Here is a 15,950-nt window from a genome sequence, read left to right as displayed (position 1 = left end):
CCTCCTATTCATATCTCTTCATTTCCTCTTCTCCGCTCAACACCCGATAGCCGCCTTCTGCAAGCGCCTGCATTTCTTCCTCGCCAGGATAGATGGTATCCGGCGCGATGAATGCAATATACGGCCGTACGAGATCAATGAGATAAGTGCTGTGTGCCAAACCGCCGGTAAATATGATCTGTTCGACTTCGCCCTTCAGTATAGAAGCCCGTGAGCCGATTTCTTTAGCGATTTGAACAGCTAACGCCTGGTATATAGCGATTGCCTTTTCATCACCAGCTATTGCCATTTTCTCAAGCTCCAGCGCGTCCTGTGTTCCGGCCAATGAGACGAAACCACCCGATTTGGTCAATGTTTCCACGACCGCATCATAGTCCATGGCGTTATCCTCCATAAATTTAGCCAGACTGCCATTCGGCAGAGTGCCAGTTCGTGTTGGACTCATCGGTCCTTCCCCTGCCAGTCCATCATTCACATCAATTACCCGTCCATGGGCGTGGGCACCCACTGTAATACCGCCTCCCATATGACATACGATGACGTTGATATCCTCGTAATTCCGGCCTATGGAATACGCATACTTGCGCGCTACAGCCTTTTGATTCAATGCATGGAAAATCGACTTGCGCCTGATTTCCTTAAGGCCGGTCATGCGTACTTCCTCAACGAGCTCATCCACTACCACAGGGTCTGTAATCACGGCTTTGCATCCGTATTTTTCCCTAAACCGATCGGCAATCAATGCACTCAGGTTAGAAGCATGCCTACCATATCTGTTTGACCTCAAATCATCGATCATTTCCTGTGAAATGTTATAGGTTCCGCCTGAAATCGGTTTGAGAAGCCCACCTCTGGCGCTGACGATATCAATTTCTTCTGGTGGTACACGTTGTGTTTTAAGGAAGGTGCGAACCGCTTCAAGTCGAAATTCGGTCTGATCGGTTAAAGGCTTGACGGTTTCTTCAGTTGGGTGCTTCAATGTATCGAAAGCAAGTGGCCTGTCGTCTTCATAGATGGCCACTTTTGTCGATGTACTCCCAAGGTTGAGCACCAGGATTTTATATGTCAAATGGGTTACCTCCTGCTGAGAGGTGTCATTTCATTTAGGGAGAAAGTACTTTTGACGTGCATCATGCTCTTGATTCTTTCTTCTGCCAACCGATCTGCAGCAACTGCCGGAGTCACGTTGTCACGCTTTGCAATGGAGAAGATTTTATCCATCTGATCGTATATGCCCCGCACTTTACTTTCGGCACGTTCTGCATTATAGCCCTGAAGTTCATCCGCTACTGTAATCACGCCACCACAGTTTGTGACATAGTCAGGCGCATATATGATGCCTCTCTCTTCCAGCATACGGCCATGCTTATCATCATCGAGAAGCTGGTTATTGGCACTGCCGCAAACGGCCGCCACTTTCAGTTCAGGAATTGTGTCGTCATTTAGGATGCCACCCAGCGCACAAGGTGCGAAGATGTCTGCATCAACAGAGTAGATGTCGTCTATTCCTACTGCTTCTGCGCCGAAATCAGTGACGGCACGATTCACAGCATCCTCATTGATATCTGTGACGATAAGTTTGGCACCTTCCTCATGAAGGTATTTGCAGAGGCCATAGGAAACGTTGCCCACGCCTTGTACAGCTACAGTTTTTCCGCTCAGGGAGTCGTCTCCAAAAGCTTCTTTCGCTGTACGCTTCATCGCCATATAGACGCCGAGAGCAGTCATCGGGCTAGGGTTACCGCTTGAGCCGTATGATTCGCTCACTCCGCAGACATAAGGGGTCTCCTGATAGATGAGGTCCATATCGCTTACAGTTGTGCCGACGTCTTCCGCTGTGATGTATCTGCCACCGAGGCTCTGTATGTAACGGCCCAATGCTCTGAAGAAAGCTTCTGACTTGTCTTTGGAAGCATCTCCTATGATAGCTGTCTTACCGCCCCCGAGATCCAGGCCGGCTGCTGCATTTTTATACGTCATGCCCCTAGCCAGACGGAGTACATCTTCTATTGCTTCTTCTTCGGTCTCGTAGTTCCACATACGGCACCCGCCCAGTGCTGGACCAAGTGTTGTGTCGTGAATGCAGATGATTGCTTTCAAACCGCTTGTTTCGTCGTGACAGAAGACCAGTTGTTCATAATCATATTGTTCCATTTTTTCGAATATCATTTTTACCACTCCATTTAATTATTTTGATAGTGCCATTGCCAGATTGATGGAATTGAATCTATCTTCAGAGCTATCGGCACGTGATGTAAGGACGATTGGGACCCGGGCCCCGGTCAACACGGAAGCGACCCTGGCTTCAGCTGAATACACCAGTGACTTATAGAGAATGTTTCCAGCTTCTATATTAGGGGCTATCAGAATGTCGGCGTCGCCCGCTACCTCGGATTGCACCCCTTTTTGAGCTGCAGCTTTTTTAGAAATTGCCAGATCATATTGAAGTGGCCCTTCCATTATAATATCATATTTGAAGTCCTGAGTTCCCATTTCAACTAACGCGTGTGCATCTACGGTCGATGGCATCTTATCTGTCACTTTCTCGACAGCCGACAACAGCGCGACTTTAGGTTTGCTGATGCCAAGCATTTGGGCTGCTTCAGACGTATTGTTGATTATTTGTTTCTTCTGTTCCAGGTCAGGGGCAATATTCATTGCCGCATCACTGAGCAATAAAGCTTTATGGTAATTCGGCGGATCGAACAGGGCGACATGGCTCAGCATGGTCGATTCGACTACCCCATGCTCTTTTTTCAGCACTTCCCTAAGAAGTGTCGCGGTCGGCACCATGCCTTTTACCAATATATCGGCTTTACCCTGGGCGATGAGGCGTAAGGCACTATGGGCCGCTTCTTCATCATCCGTGACATGATGGATGAAGAGATTGCTTTCAAGCAGTTCCGCCTGCCCCATAGAATCGAGTAGACGTTCTAATTTCGGACGGTCATCAATGAGATGGCATCTGATATTATGGCTTTCAATAAGTTTGATGACAGGTTCCAATACTGTGATATCCCCAGCTCTACATATTGAAAGCGTTATCATTTTACTTGATTCTTTTTTGAATATTTCATCGAAGTCCACTATATTCCCTCCCCTCAGCTATTATTATACAGATACGAAAATCAAATTACACGGCATTACTTAAACTTGAAATACTCTAAACATTTAAAAATATTGATCATTTTTATATGTGACTGACTTGAGTTATAATGGACTTAATAAATTTTAGACAGGTGGTTTAATGAAAAAAATCATTGCGCTCCTTATCCTTGTCATTCCGGTCATAATGGCAGGACTTGGCATCAAATATATGAGGGATAGTGTATTCGGCATCGTCAATGATCCATTTACCCTTACAGTAGTCCAGTTCATCGTTGGGCTGCTGATTGCGATCTTTGGCATATGGTTCATTGGAGGATATATCCTGCATCGTGAACAGCGACAGAACCGTGCCAAGGAAAAATATATGAAAATGGTCGACAAGCCTCCCGCCTGGGAGGAAAGGAAACGAAAAAAATGAAGAGGCGCATTAAAGCGTCTCTTCATTTTTTGCTTTTATTAAGGTTTTGGCGTTTTCTAAAGCGGCAGGTGATATATCTGAACCACTGAGCATCCTCGCAATTTCATATGCATGCTCATCCTGATTGAGATATTCTGCATGGCTGGATGTGCGGTGATCAGATGTCTCCTTAGTTATATAGAGATGGTGATCTGCCATTGCAGCTGCTTGCGGTAGATGTGATATGGAGATGACTTGCCTCGTCTTGGAAAGACGCGCCATCTTTTGGGCCATTCGGGTTGCCACTTGTCCGCTTACTCCTGTATCGATTTCATCAAGTATGAGTAGGGTCTGTGCATCGAATTCAGTAAAGATGGTCCTAAGCGCGAGCATCACCCGGGCTATCTCTCCGCCTGAAGCGATGCGGTTCATTGATTTCAAAGGTTCGCCGGCATTTGTTGAAATCAGGAACTCTACAGCGGTATAGCCTCTTTCATCAAAATTCGATTCTGATATGCCGATTTCAAAATCAGCCGCTGGCATATCAAGGTCATGCAGTTCTTTTTTTATGCGCGTTTCCAAAAAGTGCTTCTGCTCGGCTCTATAATCATGGAGATCTTTAGCATGATGCTCCATTTCCTTCAATGCTTTCTCCCTATCCTCCTGTAGTGCTTCAAAGGATTGGGCAATGTTCTCAAGCTCTGCAATATCGCGCTCCAGCTTGCTCTGGTAGTCCATAAGTTCATCAACCGTCATATTGTACTTGCGTTTTAGGGAATTGATGCTTGATAGTCTGGATTGCTTGAGGTTAAGTGTTTCTTCATCATAGTCCAAGGTTGAGAGGTCACTTGAGACTTTGCTGTCCAGTTCATTCAACAAATGATATGACTCGACCAATATATCATTGAATTCTTTATAGCTCTCATCAAAATTGGATAATGTCTCGATATGATTGGTGATGTCATAAAGTATGGTCTGCGGTGCATATTCTGCGCTTAATTGATTGCTGATCAGGGATAGGCTGCCGTTTATCTTCTCATAGTTGTCAAGGTAACCTATATCCTCTATCAGCTTGTCCTCCTCGCCCTCTTCAAGTCCCATTTCTTCCAATTCATCGAATTGATGCCTATACATCTGCAACTGTTGTACCCGGTTCTTATCCTTATACTCCAGTTCTTTTATTTTCGCTTCCAAAGCTTTGTATTTTTGATGATTCTGCCTGTATTCCTTAAAGGAAGGTCTGTTTTCCAGATCGATGTAGCGATCCAAATAAAGGATGTGCTGGCCGTACTCTAGAGCTTCTGATTGAGAAGATTGGGAATGGATGCTAATGACTTCAGACATTATTTCTTTCAATGCGCCTAAAGTGACCATGCGTGAATTTATTTTTATGATACTTTTCCTGTTCTGCATGATTTCCCTGCGGATGATGTAGAGTTCATCTTCAGGAATGTCATTTTCTTTGAGGAGATGCTGTACCGCCTCGGTTGAAGGCAGGTCAAAGACACCTTCAATAACCGCTCCCTTTGTTTCATAACGGATATCTTCTATGGACGCACGCTTACCGTAGAGATATCTGATAGCTTCTATAATCATTGATTTTCCCGACCCCGACTCACCGGAAATGATGGTGAGTCCACTGTCGAAGTCCAATTCAATGTCTTCCAGTACCGCAAGGTTTTTAATTTTAAGTCTTATGAGCAAAATAAACACTCCAGTTTAGATCAGATTGAAGATTCTATCCCTGATTTCTTCCTGTGCAGTTTGATCTCTGCATATAAGCAGGCATGTATCATCTCCACAGATGGTTCCAACGACTTCTTCCCAGTCAAGCTGATCGATTATCGCACCGATGGAATGGGCATTACCCGGTAATGTCTTTAGAACAAGCATATTACCGGTATAATCGAGCTTGACGAAACTATCCATAAGATATCTGCCCAGCTTTTCAAGTGGATGGAACTTGCGGTCCTTGGGCATACTATAGACATATGAACCGTCTGGGGCCGGTACTTTAATCAGCTGTAATTCCTTTATATCCCTTGAGACAGTGGCCTGTGTCACATTAAAACTATAAGCATTCAGCTTTTCGACAAGCTCTTCTTGGGTCTCTACTTTATTGTTGGTTATAATTTCCCGTATCTTGATTTGTCTGATGGACTTATTGGACATCAGTAAGCCTCCTTATACCATTCATGTATATTTATACACATAATATCATAAAATGAATGATTATAATATAAAAAAAGGACATCAGCCCCAGATGGTGCGCTGGATGTCCTTTTCTTCGACTGAGTTTTCAACACTGTCTTTTCTGTGCTTAAGATGAAGTAGATATTCAATATTGCCTTTCGTTCCCGTAATCGGAGAACGTTCCAATCCTGTTATTGAAAGAGAGAGGGAAAGACACTCATCCATTACACGGGTGACCACATTTTGATGGGTCGCCTTGGAAGTAATGATACCATCGGTTTCCCTCTCTTCCATATAGGATTCAAACTGCGGTTTGATGAGGGCGATGATTTCGTAGTCATGAGCGAACAGATGTGTGATATGCCTGATTATTGGTACTACAGAAGTGAAGGAGACATCTATTGAGATGACATCCGGCAAACTTGCAAAGTCGCCTGCGGATGTATCTTTGAAATTAGTCTGTTCCATCACGGTAGTCCGGTCATCGACGCGCAATCTATAATCAAGTTGATTGGTACCTACATCGACTGCATATACATGTTTTATACCTTTTTGCAGGGCGCAATCAGTGAAACCGCCTGTTGAACTGCCCACATCTATCATTACTTTATCATTTAAGCTAATGTCAAAATATTGTACTGCATGATTGAGCTTTATTCCTCCACGGGAAACATAAGGCTTTATGTTCCTGAAGCGAATATCAGCTTTACTTGGGTCAATCATTTCTGAAGGTTTATATATGGGGGCATTGTTGTTTAAAACCTTTCCAGCCATTATTATACGTCTGACTTCTTCAAGAGTGCCTAAGTTGAAGTGCTGATGCACATGCTGATCAATTCTTGATTTGCTTGGCATTTGCCTGCTCCATCAGCAGCTTCGACTGAAGGACTATATTTTCGGCTGTAATACCGATGTCTTCAAGAAGCTTCCCTACATCCCCATGCTCGATATATTCATTATCGATACCAATTCTGTGGAGGGCGTTATTGTAATCATTATCCGCAAGATAACTTGCGATCATGCTGCCCAGCCCACCAGTCAACATTGATTCTTCGACTGTAAGGATAGGTTTCCCATTGCTGCCCAGTGTGTTTAGCATCTGATGATCCATTGGCTTAAGGAATCGGGCATTGACTACACCGGCTTTAATCCCTGCACCTTTCAAAGTATCTGAAGCTTCTAGTGCAAGGTCAAGCGTAGGTCCGAAGGAGATAATGGTCATATCGTCACCTTCAGACATCAACTCCCATTTGCCGTACTCGAGGATTTCGGAATTACCTCCCTGCTTCAAACCTTTTACATTGCCCCTTGGATACCTCAGTGCAATAGGTCCATCATGGCTGAATGCCAAGTCGATCATCTGTGATGCTTCGATCTCATCTTTTGGCATCATCAAGGTCATATTCGGCAACGGGGTAATGAAGCTGATGTCGAAGACACCCTGGTGGGTCTCACCGTCAGCACCCACGAGACCGCTTCGGTCAATGCCTATGAAGACGTTCAGGTTTTGTCTATCGACATCGTGCAACAATTGATCGAAGCCGCGCTGAAGGAATGTTGAATATATGGCCAGATATGGTCGCATACCGCTTGCAGCAAGGCCAGCTGACATTGTAACAGCATGTTGCTCTGCAATGCCGACGTCAAAGAAACGCTCCGGCAGTTCGTTTTGGAACTTCGTCAACTTACTGCCGACAGGCATTGCAGGAGTTAAAGCAACAATCCTATCATCGTTTTTGGCATGTTCAAGAACAGTGTTTGACATGAATTCACTCCAAGATGGGGTCGATTTACTGCCAAGGACTTCTCCCGTATCGATCTTGTAAGGTCCCAATCCATGCCACTTGCCCATCTTGTCATCTTCTGCTGGATGATATCCTTTGCCTTTTTTAGTGATGACGTGGATTACGGCGGGGCCATTGTAATCTTTGGATATCTGGATTGCATTCGACAACTCTTCGAAGTCATGACCATCTACAGGACCGAGATATTTGATGCCAAGTTCTTCGAAGAAGATACCATTCACTATAAGGTATTTCATGCTGTCTTTGATCCTATCGGCCATATCCCTTAGCTTGACGCCTACTTGTGGAAGACGGTTTAAGAAATCTTCAATGTCATGCTTGACCCTGTTGTATTGGGTATTGGTACGCATTCTGCCAAGCATATTGTGGACTGCCCCTACATTCGGGGCAATGCTCATTTCATTATCGTTTAGTATTATGGTCATATTGGTACGGTCGGAACCAATGTGGTTTAATGCTTCCAGAGCCATGCCGCCCGTCAATGCACCGTCTCCAATGATAGGAACGACATGGTTACTTTCACCTTTTATATCACGCGCTTTGGCGATGCCCATCGCAGCAGAGAGACTCGTTGAAGAGTGTCCTGCTTCCCAGACATCATGTTCAGATTCACGTAATTTTGGGAATCCGCATAAGCCTTTATATTGCCTTAAGGAATCAAAATCGTTTATGCGTCCAGTCAATATCTTGTGGATATAGGCTTGATGGCCTACATCGAAGATCAGCCGGTCCTCCGGAGAATTGAAGTGCTTATGAAGTGCAAGGGTCAATTCTACGACCCCTAAGTTCGCTCCGATATGGCCGCCTGTCCTAGAACATGACTCGATTAGAAAATCCCTGATGTCTTGTGCTAGTATTTTAAGTTCCCCTTCATCCATCTCTTTCAGGAATGAGGGTTCTTTTATACTATATAGATTCATATAGCAACCACCTTTAAATTTACTAATGCCAATTATACCACTTTTATGTAAAGGTCAAAATAAAAATGATAATTCATACTGATGAATTATCATTTATCTCTTACTGCAAAGCGTTGCAACACCCTATCCAGATGGGAAATATCTATTTCATCTGCAAGTGAATGGAGTATCGTTTCCGCTTCTCCAGTTAATTTATCTAATTCTTTCTTCGCGCCTTCCAGACCATACGTCCTCACATAGGTCATCTTATTTTTCCGTGCATCACTACCTGTTTCTTTGCCGGTAGTTTCAAGGTTGCCCTCCACATCCAAAATGTCATCCCGTATTTGGAAGAGGATGCCCAGTTTATCGCCGAATTCAAGGAGCGGTTCCATAACAGAATCACTGGCCTCAGCAATTATGCATGCAATTTTTATGGGAAGGACGATCAACTGTCCTGTTTTGTAATGATGAATATCCTCAAGCTCGTTAAAGGTGATGTTTTTGCCTTCCGCTTCTATATCGAGCATCTGTCCACCTATCATGCCATTCTGCCCTGCTTTTTCCGACAATTGAGAGATGATCTCCACTTTCTGTTTTGGATCCAATCGGGTATCCAAAGTTATGAGGTGAAAGCTTTCGGTCAGTAGGGTGTCTCCTGCGAGTATCGCTGCAGCTTCACCATATACTTTATGGTTTGTGGGCTCGCCACGCCGGTAGTCGTCGTCATCCATGGCTGGAAGGTCATCATGTATAAGGGAATATGTATGTACCATTTCCACCGCCGCTGCTGCGCCGACACCCTTCTCCAGGTCAGCACCCAATGACTCGAGTGCGGCAAAAAGCAGATAGGGTCGAAATCTTTTGCCGCCAGCCTTAATGGAATAGCTGCTGGCTTCTTCGATTGTTTTAGAGACACGATTCGTCTGAAGGTGGGCAAGGATTCTAGACTCAGCTTTTATGAGGTATTCATTCATATCATTCTTCATCTTCTGCCCCTTTCTTGTTAAGTGTTTCAACCTTCAGTTCTGCATTTTTGAGTATCTTGTCGCACTCTGTAGTAAGTTCTACTCCTTTTTGGTAGAGTTCAAGCGATTCTTCTAGTGAGACCTCTTCTTCATCCAATTTTTTTACGATTGTTTCCAGCTGGTTCATCTTTTCTTCGAATGTTTCATTTTTCTTTTCCGGCATCATTTCTCACCTCTGTTACTTTGGATAGGACAGTACCATCCCTTAATGTCGTTTCTATGATGTCCCCATCACCTACCGCATCCACTGTTTTGACGACCTGACCTTCGTTGGTGGTGTAGGAATATCCACGCTTCAACACATTTGACGGACTCAGCGAATTGAGGCGATCTAGTGATGCCCCCAATGTTTGCCGTGATGATTCAATCTTCACCTTGAGTGTCCTATCAAGGCTTGCAGTGTAGGCATCCAATATTTCGGCGCCTCTTCTGATTTTAAAGGTCGGCGTATTATATCTTACGCCCTCTTTTGCATTCGACAGACGGTAGCCGCTTTCACGAATCTTTGATGTAACTCTTGAATCAAGGCTATCTTTTAGTGCGACCAGTTTTTCCGTCTGCTGATCGTACAGAAGGTCTGGGTTTTTAAGTTTATAGTAGGAAGAAAGCGTCGACAACCGATTTTTATCGGATGTGATTTTTTGATTGATGCTGCGGGCCAGGAATTTTTCCGTCTGACTAAGCTTTTCGAAAATATCGACACGGTCAGGGACGGATATTTCTGCAGCTGCTGTTGGTGTAGGCGCTCTCAAATCAGAAACGAAGTCGACAAGGGTTGTATCTGTTTCGTGCCCGATGCCTGTGATGATGGGGGTCTTCATGTTGAATACAGCCAGTGCGACGTCTTTCTCATTGAAAGTCCATAAATCTTCTATGGATCCGCCCCCTCTTGCTAGAATTATGGTATCCGCTCCCGATTCATCCGCTTCTTCAAGGCTTCGAATGACCGTCGTCCTACTTTTACTGCCCTGCATCAACGTATTGTAGATCGTCACTGTAACAAGAGGATAGCGTCGTTTAAGCGTAGTGACCATATCCTGCAGTGCTGCACCAGTTTTGGAACTGATTATGGCAATCTTCTTGGGGTACTCCGGAATCTTTTTTTTATGTTTGTCATCAAAATACCCTTGATTTCGTAAATCGGTTTTATCCTTTTCAAGCTTTTCAAAAAGCAGGCCGATGCCATCCATTTCGATGCTGTCTGCATAGATCTGGTATTGGCCACTACTTTCAAAAATGCTGACCCTGCCTTCGATGAGTACGCTCTGCCCTTCCTCCGGCTGAAACTTCAATGCGTGGACATTACGCGAAAACATCACTCCGCGAAGTACGGCATCTTTGTCCTTTAATGCAAAAAATAGATGGCCACTCGAATGATGTTTGACATTCGAGAGCTCACCTTTTAAATAGACACGCGTTAAATACGGATCTTGGTCGAACTTATATTTTAGGTACTTTGTCAATGCACCTACGGAAAGATATTTACTGTGCTCCATCCGTATTTTCATCCGTTTCAAAAATAAAGTTTTTGAGGACACCGTTGACAAAGCGGTAGCCATCCTTCTCCCCGTATTGTTTCGCAAGGATGATCGCTTCATTGATTACTACTTTTTTGGGAGAATCACCATGAAGTATTTCAGAAATGGCTGTCCTCAAAATATTCCTTTCAACTTTCGGGATCCGTTCCAAAGTGTAACTGGTCAGATGATTTTTAATTTCGTCATCTATCCTAGACTTATGTTCTGAATGATAATCCACGATTGACTTGATGTACGGGTATTCTTGGTACAGATCGTGGAATGATACATCCTTTAGGCTCACAAGTCCATGATCCAATTGGAACAGTATTTGAAATATTTTCTTTCGTTGTTCATGTCGGTTCATTAATAACACCATCTAATCATCTATTTGATATTTACGATATGGACATTGACTTCTTTTACAATATTATCCGTCATGTTCATAATGGTCTGGGTGACGTTCTTTTGTATGTTCTCGGCAGTTCCATGCACATTGTGGCTCTGGTCAAGCGTCACGTAGATTGAAAGTCGCACTTCCTTATCCTTACTGTCTACTTTGACCCCGCGACCACGATATTTTTTGCCGATTTTCTCGAAGTTGCCGCTGGCAAAGTTGTTATGCAATGCATGCACGCCTTCTGTTTCAGTTACGGCAATACTTGCAATCACTTCAAGTACTTCGGGTGAAATCTCGATGCGTCCAAGATTTGCTTTATCTTCTTCAATAATCATATTAATCACCTCGTCAATTCATTATATCATGGTTTGACAGGAAGTTTGTATTATAGTCATTGTTCTTGAATGATTCGTGATTCAACAAGTTCATATGGAACGGAATTGTCGTATCGACTCCGCCAATCTTGAATTCTCCAAGTGCACGCAGTGCGGTATTGATGGCTTCTTCCCTTGATGGCGCAAAAGTGATCAGTTTCGCAATCATGGAGTCATAGTAGGGAGGAATGACATATCCAGCGTAGCAGGCACTATCCAGTCTTACGCCGAAGCCGCCTGGCACCATGAAGTCGGTAATCTTGCCGGCGGAAGGCATGAAATTTTTGTATGGATTTTCCGCATTGACGCGCAGCTCAATCGCATGCCCTTTAAATTCAATTTCTTCCTGTTTAAACGGCATGGGTTCTCTTCTTGCAATCTTAATCTGCATTTTGACAAGGTCTACACCAGTGATCATTTCCGTAATTGGATGTTCCACTTGGATGCGCGTATTCATCTCCATAAAGTAAAAGCTGTCGTCATTCAAGTCATAGATGAACTCGATGGTACCGGCTCCAATGTAATCGATGCTTTTTGCAGCTGTCACAGCCGTCTGCCCTATCTCTTCACGCCTTGCTTCAGAAAGTACCGGACTCGGCGCTTCCTCCACCAATTTCTGCATCCGCCTTTGGATGGTGCAATCGCGTTCACCAAGATGTACGACGTTGCCATGATAATCTCCGAGCACCTGAATTTCTATATGTCTGAAATTCTCAATGTACTTTTCGATATAGAGGCTTTTATTGCCGAAGGAACTTTCTGCTTCCTGTTCAGTCATCTTATAATTTTGGACAAGGGAAGCTTCATCCCTCGCCACCCGGATACCTTTACCCCCGCCGCCATGGCTTGCTTTAATAATGACCGGATAACCGATTTCTTCAGCGATTTTCTTTGCATCTTCTACAGAAGCCACCACGCCTTCACTGCCGGGTACGGTAGGTACGCCCGCTTTCTTCATCGTATCTTTAGCAACATCCTTAACACCCATCAATGAAATCGTTTCATGCATAGGACCGATGAAAATAAGGTTGGATACTTCACACATTTCTGCAAAATCGCTGTTTTCAGCCAAAAACCCATAGCCCGGGTGAATGGCGTCACATCCACTTTTTTTGGCTATCGTGATGATGCTGATCATATCGAGGTAACTGTCTTTTGAAAGCTTTGGACCGACGCAGTAGGATTCAGTGGCGATTTTCCGGTGTAGGCTGTCCTTATCTGCTTCAGAATAGATGCTGACGGATTCTATCCCCAACTCAGTGCACGCTCTGATGATTCTTACAGCAATCTCTCCGCGGTTTGCAACCAGTATCTTTTTGATCATCGTACTCTGAACAATGGCTGATCGTATTCAACCATGTCTCCATCTTCGACAAGTATCTCTGTGATTTCACCGGAAATTTCCGCCTGTATTTCATTGAACAGCTTCATTGCTTCAAGGATGCACACTACTGAGGAATTATCGACTTTATCCCCTACTTTCACATATGGGTCCGCCTCTGGAGAAGCTGCTTTATAGAATGTTCCGACCATTGGAGCCTTGATCACCTTGCCCTCTTCTTCAGGTGATGGCTGCTGCGGCTGTGCTTCTGCTGCAGCCGGTGTTGAAGGCACAGCAGCCGGTCTTGCAGACTGCTCCGGTTCTCCTCCGCGCTTAAGTTTGATTTCAACTTCCTCATCCTTATATGTCAATTCGGTGAGTGAAGCTTTTTCCATTTTACTTATCAGTGAGTCAATATATTCATGTTTCATGTTCAGGCTCCTTAACTTTCAAAATTTCTGTCTTGTATTTTACGCAAGTGGTCATACCAATTCAAGTAAAAAATGAAAGCAGAGGCTACTCTGCTTTCACTTTCTAGGCTCTTGAAACATAATGGCCGTCATCAGTACTGATGACAAGTGTGTCCCCTTCATTTACAAAGAGTGGCACCTGGAGCTGAAGTCCTGTTTCAAGAGTCGCGGATTTAGACGCGCCGCTTGCTGTATCACCTTTGATTCCCGGTTCCGTTTCAACTACTTTGAGTTCTACGTTTTTAGGCAGTTCGACACCGAGTGTCTCCCCTTCGTACATAATCAGGGAAACATTCATGTTCTCCTTCAGGTACTGGAGCTCATCAGTAAGTGCCGAAGCATCCAACTCCACCTGCTCGAATGTATTGTTATCCATGAAGACGTGGTTGTCTCCATCTGCATACAGATACTGCATCTTCAAGTTATCGATATGGGCTTTACCCACCTTCTCACCTGCGCGGAACGTTTTTTCCTGGATGGCCCCTGTCCTCAAGTTCCTGAGTTTGCTTCTGACGAAGGCGGCGCCTTTACCTGGCTTGACATGCTGGAAATCGACCACACGCCACAAGCCCCCTTCTATTTCTACTGTGAGTCCTGTTTTAAAATCGTTGACTGAAATCATAGTATTCCTCCTGTATTCTCATTGATTTAGATGATGAACAGCTCTTTACTGCTGTGTGAAAGTTTCTCAAGACCTTGATCTGTAACGAGGCAGTCGTCTTCAATCCTTACGCCGCCTACGTCTTCAATGTAGATGCCCGGTTCTACTGTAACACACATGTCTTTCTCGAGAACGGTTTCGCTGGACTTCGCCAAGCTCGGCATTTCATGCACTTCCAAACCGAACCCATGTCCAAGCGAATGACCGAAGTTATCTCCATAGCCGTGTTTCGTGATGATATCACGCGCAACCGAATCCGCTTCCCGACCGGTCATCCCTGTTTTGATTTCATCAAGTGCAGCCAGTTGGGACTCCAGGACGATGTTGTGTACCTTCTCCATTTCTTCTGATACGTGCCCGACGCCAAACGAGCGGGTTATATCAGATGCATACCCATTATAATATGCTCCAAAATCAAGTGTGATCATCTCGCCGGCCTCTATGATTTTATCAGAAGCCACACCATGCGGGAGTGCACCCCTGTAGCCGCTGGCTACAATGATATCAAAACTTGAACCTTCCGCTCCAAGTTTGCGCATGTGATTCTCAACTTCGTTGCGCACGTTGAGTTCACTCATCCCTGGCTTAATGTACTTCAATATGTGATCGTAGGTTTCATCGGCTATTTCGCACGCTTTTTTGATTATGGAAACCTCTTCTTGTGTCTTGAACATGCGGATTTTTTCAATCTCATTCGTCAAAGGCACAATTTCAAAGTTTTCAGCCAGCTTTTCAGAAGTATTGTAATTGATATGATGGCCCTCAAAACCAAGGGTACGAAGGTTTTTCCCTTTGATGAATTCCACTGTGAAATCAAGGAGACCTTTATCCTGAAGGATGAATTCAAACCCTTCAGCTTGTGCCCTGGCCTGCGCATCGTACCTGAAATCAGAAATCAGGTATCGGTTCTCCTTCGTGATGACTAAAGCACCGCTTGACCCTGTGAAGTTACTCAAGTATCTTCTGTTGTAGTCGCTCATGATGAGCAGTGCATCCAAGTTGTTCTCTTCTAAAAGGGTGTTCACTTTATCAAATTTGATCATATGCTTATACTCCACCTTTCAGATTACATTCTACATCAAAACAACCTTTATTTCAGTAATAGAATCATGCAATATCGCTTATATCCCGACTTTTTTGTAATTTGCAAAACAATATCATCTTTTGGTGTAACATGATATCATTATACAATGAAAATTAGGAGAATCAGATTATGAAACGAATGATGTCGATCATACTGTCGGTGATGTTCCTGAGCGCCTGTAGCGGGAACCCGGTAGAACAGGATTTAAAAAAGGCGAATGAGCGTAACGAGGAGTTGAAGCGGCTTCTGCAGACTGAGGAAGTCTCGCTCCAGAAGAATACACAGCGCCTTGAGAATCTGGAGCAGGAAATTTCCAAAATGAAAGAAATAAGGGGTAATCCCGACATAAGCAAGTATGTACAGGATATCGAATCGTATGCTTCGGAAATGGAATCTTCTTTTGATGAGCTGGACAAAATGATAAGGGAAAACGAAGAATCGCCCCAAAACCTCCAGTCCAATTTCAAAGAAGTCGAAAAACAGATATCACGTACGATAGAAGACTATAATGATGAAACCACTGATGTTGAGTTGGATGATTACCTGAAACGCCGGCATGAATCCATTCTACTGGCCAACGACGAAATCCTTGCAGCAATCGATATTTTGAACAGGGGTATAGAGAATGATGATCCTGATCTGTTCAAGGAAGGCCTCGATCAGCTTAAGCAAGTAAATGAATACTATTGATGA

General features: G+C 44.2%; 18 protein-coding genes. 2 read left to right on the top strand and 16 right to left on the bottom strand.

The window, feature by feature from the left end:
- Nucleotides 1-4 precede the first annotated feature (4 nt).
- Genes buk through ABD734_RS07120 form a run of 3 tightly spaced genes read right to left on the bottom strand, consistent with a single transcriptional unit; the run spans nucleotide 5 to nucleotide 3,087 of the window.
- Nucleotides 5-1,069, bottom strand: a complete 1,065-nt coding sequence (gene buk, locus ABD734_RS07130) for a butyrate kinase (RefSeq protein WP_344702878.1) — start codon at nucleotides 1,067-1,069, stop codon at nucleotides 5-7.
- A gap of 5 nt (nucleotides 1,070-1,074) precedes the next feature.
- A complete protein-coding gene (locus ABD734_RS07125; protein WP_344702876.1) occupies nucleotides 1,075-2,169 on the bottom strand; it encodes a Leu/Phe/Val dehydrogenase in 1,095 nt (364 codons plus the stop codon).
- Between the two features lie 18 nt (nucleotides 2,170-2,187).
- Nucleotides 2,188-3,087 (bottom strand): phosphate acyltransferase, encoded by a 900-nt coding sequence (locus ABD734_RS07120; protein ID WP_344702874.1) that lies wholly within the window; start codon nucleotides 3,085-3,087, stop codon nucleotides 2,188-2,190.
- A gap of 160 nt (nucleotides 3,088-3,247) precedes the next feature.
- Between ABD734_RS07120 and ABD734_RS07115 the strand changes: the two genes are divergently transcribed.
- The gene (locus tag ABD734_RS07115) at nucleotides 3,248-3,526 is read left to right on the top strand and encodes a DUF2627 domain-containing protein (RefSeq protein WP_344702872.1); all 279 of its coding nucleotides are present in this window, start codon (nucleotides 3,248-3,250) and stop codon (nucleotides 3,524-3,526) included.
- Nucleotides 3,527-3,535: 9 nt separating this feature from the next.
- Here ABD734_RS07115 and recN read toward each other — a convergent pair whose 3' ends face one another.
- The 13 genes from recN to ABD734_RS07050 all read right to left on the bottom strand — a co-directional run bounded on the left by recN (nucleotide 3,536) and on the right by ABD734_RS07050 (nucleotide 15,216).
- A complete protein-coding gene (recN, locus tag ABD734_RS07110) occupies nucleotides 3,536-5,218 on the bottom strand; it encodes a DNA repair protein RecN (protein ID WP_344702870.1) in 1,683 nt (560 codons plus the stop codon).
- 6 nt (nucleotides 5,219-5,224) lie between these two features.
- The gene (gene ahrC / locus ABD734_RS07105; protein ID WP_344702868.1) at nucleotides 5,225-5,677 is read right to left on the bottom strand and encodes a transcriptional regulator AhrC/ArgR; all 453 of its coding nucleotides are present in this window, start codon (nucleotides 5,675-5,677) and stop codon (nucleotides 5,225-5,227) included.
- Between the two features lie 81 nt (nucleotides 5,678-5,758).
- Nucleotides 5,759-6,553, bottom strand: coding sequence for a TlyA family RNA methyltransferase (locus ABD734_RS07100; RefSeq protein WP_344702867.1), 795 nt, complete (start codon nucleotides 6,551-6,553; stop codon nucleotides 5,759-5,761).
- Nucleotides 6,531-8,423, bottom strand: a complete 1,893-nt coding sequence (gene dxs / locus ABD734_RS07095; protein WP_344702865.1) for a 1-deoxy-D-xylulose-5-phosphate synthase — start codon at nucleotides 8,421-8,423, stop codon at nucleotides 6,531-6,533. The genes ABD734_RS07100 and dxs overlap by 23 nt, the downstream gene beginning before the upstream one ends.
- 89 nt (nucleotides 8,424-8,512) lie before the next feature.
- Nucleotides 8,513-9,391: a polyprenyl synthetase family protein gene (locus tag ABD734_RS07090; protein ID WP_344702863.1), complete on the bottom strand. Its 879-nt coding sequence runs from the start codon at nucleotides 9,389-9,391 to the stop codon at nucleotides 8,513-8,515.
- On the bottom strand, nucleotides 9,381-9,593 hold the full coding sequence (gene xseB, locus ABD734_RS07085) for an exodeoxyribonuclease VII small subunit (protein ID WP_344703094.1): 213 nt from the start codon (nucleotides 9,591-9,593) through the stop codon (nucleotides 9,381-9,383). Before xseB ends, ABD734_RS07090 begins: the two co-directional genes overlap by 11 nt.
- Nucleotides 9,574-10,926 carry an exodeoxyribonuclease VII large subunit gene (gene xseA / locus ABD734_RS07080; RefSeq protein ID WP_344702861.1) on the bottom strand — a complete coding sequence of 451 codons (1,353 nt, stop codon included), beginning with the start codon at nucleotides 10,924-10,926 and terminating at the stop codon, nucleotides 9,574-9,576. The genes xseB and xseA overlap by 20 nt, the downstream gene beginning before the upstream one ends.
- Nucleotides 10,913-11,314 (bottom strand): transcription antitermination factor NusB, encoded by a 402-nt coding sequence (gene nusB / locus ABD734_RS07075; RefSeq protein ID WP_344702859.1) that lies wholly within the window; start codon nucleotides 11,312-11,314, stop codon nucleotides 10,913-10,915. Before nusB ends, xseA begins: the two co-directional genes overlap by 14 nt.
- A 20-nt stretch (nucleotides 11,315-11,334) precedes the next feature.
- Nucleotides 11,335-11,682, bottom strand: coding sequence for an Asp23/Gls24 family envelope stress response protein (locus ABD734_RS07070; RefSeq protein WP_344702857.1), 348 nt, complete (start codon nucleotides 11,680-11,682; stop codon nucleotides 11,335-11,337).
- Nucleotides 11,683-11,695: 13 nt separating this feature from the next.
- Nucleotides 11,696-13,042: an acetyl-CoA carboxylase biotin carboxylase subunit gene (gene accC / locus ABD734_RS07065; RefSeq protein ID WP_344703092.1), complete on the bottom strand. Its 1,347-nt coding sequence runs from the start codon at nucleotides 13,040-13,042 to the stop codon at nucleotides 11,696-11,698.
- Nucleotides 13,042-13,473, bottom strand: a complete 432-nt coding sequence (gene accB / locus ABD734_RS07060) for an acetyl-CoA carboxylase biotin carboxyl carrier protein (RefSeq protein ID WP_344702854.1) — start codon at nucleotides 13,471-13,473, stop codon at nucleotides 13,042-13,044. Before accB ends, accC begins: the two co-directional genes overlap by 1 nt.
- A gap of 103 nt (nucleotides 13,474-13,576) precedes the next feature.
- The gene (efp, locus tag ABD734_RS07055) at nucleotides 13,577-14,134 is read right to left on the bottom strand and encodes an elongation factor P (RefSeq protein WP_344702852.1); all 558 of its coding nucleotides are present in this window, start codon (nucleotides 14,132-14,134) and stop codon (nucleotides 13,577-13,579) included.
- A gap of 26 nt (nucleotides 14,135-14,160) precedes the next feature.
- Nucleotides 14,161-15,216, bottom strand: a complete 1,056-nt coding sequence (locus ABD734_RS07050; protein WP_344702850.1) for a M24 family metallopeptidase — start codon at nucleotides 15,214-15,216, stop codon at nucleotides 14,161-14,163.
- Nucleotides 15,217-15,386: 170 nt separating this feature from the next.
- On the opposite strand from ABD734_RS07050, the gene ABD734_RS07045 reads away from it, so the two are divergent.
- Nucleotides 15,387-15,947 (top strand): hypothetical protein, encoded by a 561-nt coding sequence (locus ABD734_RS07045; protein WP_344702848.1) that lies wholly within the window; start codon nucleotides 15,387-15,389, stop codon nucleotides 15,945-15,947.
- The last annotated feature ends 3 nt before the right edge of the window (nucleotides 15,948-15,950 follow it).

Origin of the sequence: Salinicoccus jeotgali (assembly GCF_039538805.1) — a bacterium.
Taxonomy (GTDB): Bacteria; Bacillota; Bacilli; order Staphylococcales; family Salinicoccaceae; genus Salinicoccus; species Salinicoccus jeotgali.
Note: the sequence above shows the minus strand (reverse complement) of the source record. Positions and strands in the feature narration are given on the sequence as shown.

Coding starts and splice junctions, on each gene's coding strand:
- ABD734_RS07125 (WP_344702876.1), bottom strand. CDS start 2,169: ATGATATTCGAAAAAATGGAACAATATGATTATGAACAACTGGTCTTC.
- ABD734_RS07115 (WP_344702872.1), top strand. CDS start 3,248: ATGAAAAAAATCATTGCGCTCCTTATCCTTGTCATTCCGGTCATAATG.
- ahrC (WP_344702868.1), bottom strand. CDS start 5,677: ATGTCCAATAAGTCCATCAGACAAATCAAGATACGGGAAATTATAACC.
- ABD734_RS07100 (WP_344702867.1), bottom strand. CDS start 6,553: ATGCCAAGCAAATCAAGAATTGATCAGCATGTGCATCAGCACTTCAAC.
- dxs (WP_344702865.1), bottom strand. CDS start 8,423: ATGAATCTATATAGTATAAAAGAACCCTCATTCCTGAAAGAGATGGAT.
- ABD734_RS07090 (WP_344702863.1), bottom strand. CDS start 9,391: ATGAAGAATGATATGAATGAATACCTCATAAAAGCTGAGTCTAGAATC.
- xseB (WP_344703094.1), bottom strand. CDS start 9,593: ATGCCGGAAAAGAAAAATGAAACATTCGAAGAAAAGATGAACCAGCTG.
- xseA (WP_344702861.1), bottom strand. CDS start 10,926: ATGGAGCACAGTAAATATCTTTCCGTAGGTGCATTGACAAAGTACCTA.
- nusB (WP_344702859.1), bottom strand. CDS start 11,314: ATGAACCGACATGAACAACGAAAGAAAATATTTCAAATACTGTTCCAA.
- ABD734_RS07070 (WP_344702857.1), bottom strand. CDS start 11,682: ATGATTATTGAAGAAGATAAAGCAAATCTTGGACGCATCGAGATTTCA.
- accB (WP_344702854.1), bottom strand. CDS start 13,473: ATGAAACATGAATATATTGACTCACTGATAAGTAAAATGGAAAAAGCT.
- efp (WP_344702852.1), bottom strand. CDS start 14,134: ATGATTTCAGTCAACGATTTTAAAACAGGACTCACAGTAGAAATAGAA.
- ABD734_RS07050 (WP_344702850.1), bottom strand. CDS start 15,216: ATGATCAAATTTGATAAAGTGAACACCCTTTTAGAAGAGAACAACTTG.
- ABD734_RS07045 (WP_344702848.1), top strand. CDS start 15,387: ATGAAACGAATGATGTCGATCATACTGTCGGTGATGTTCCTGAGCGCC.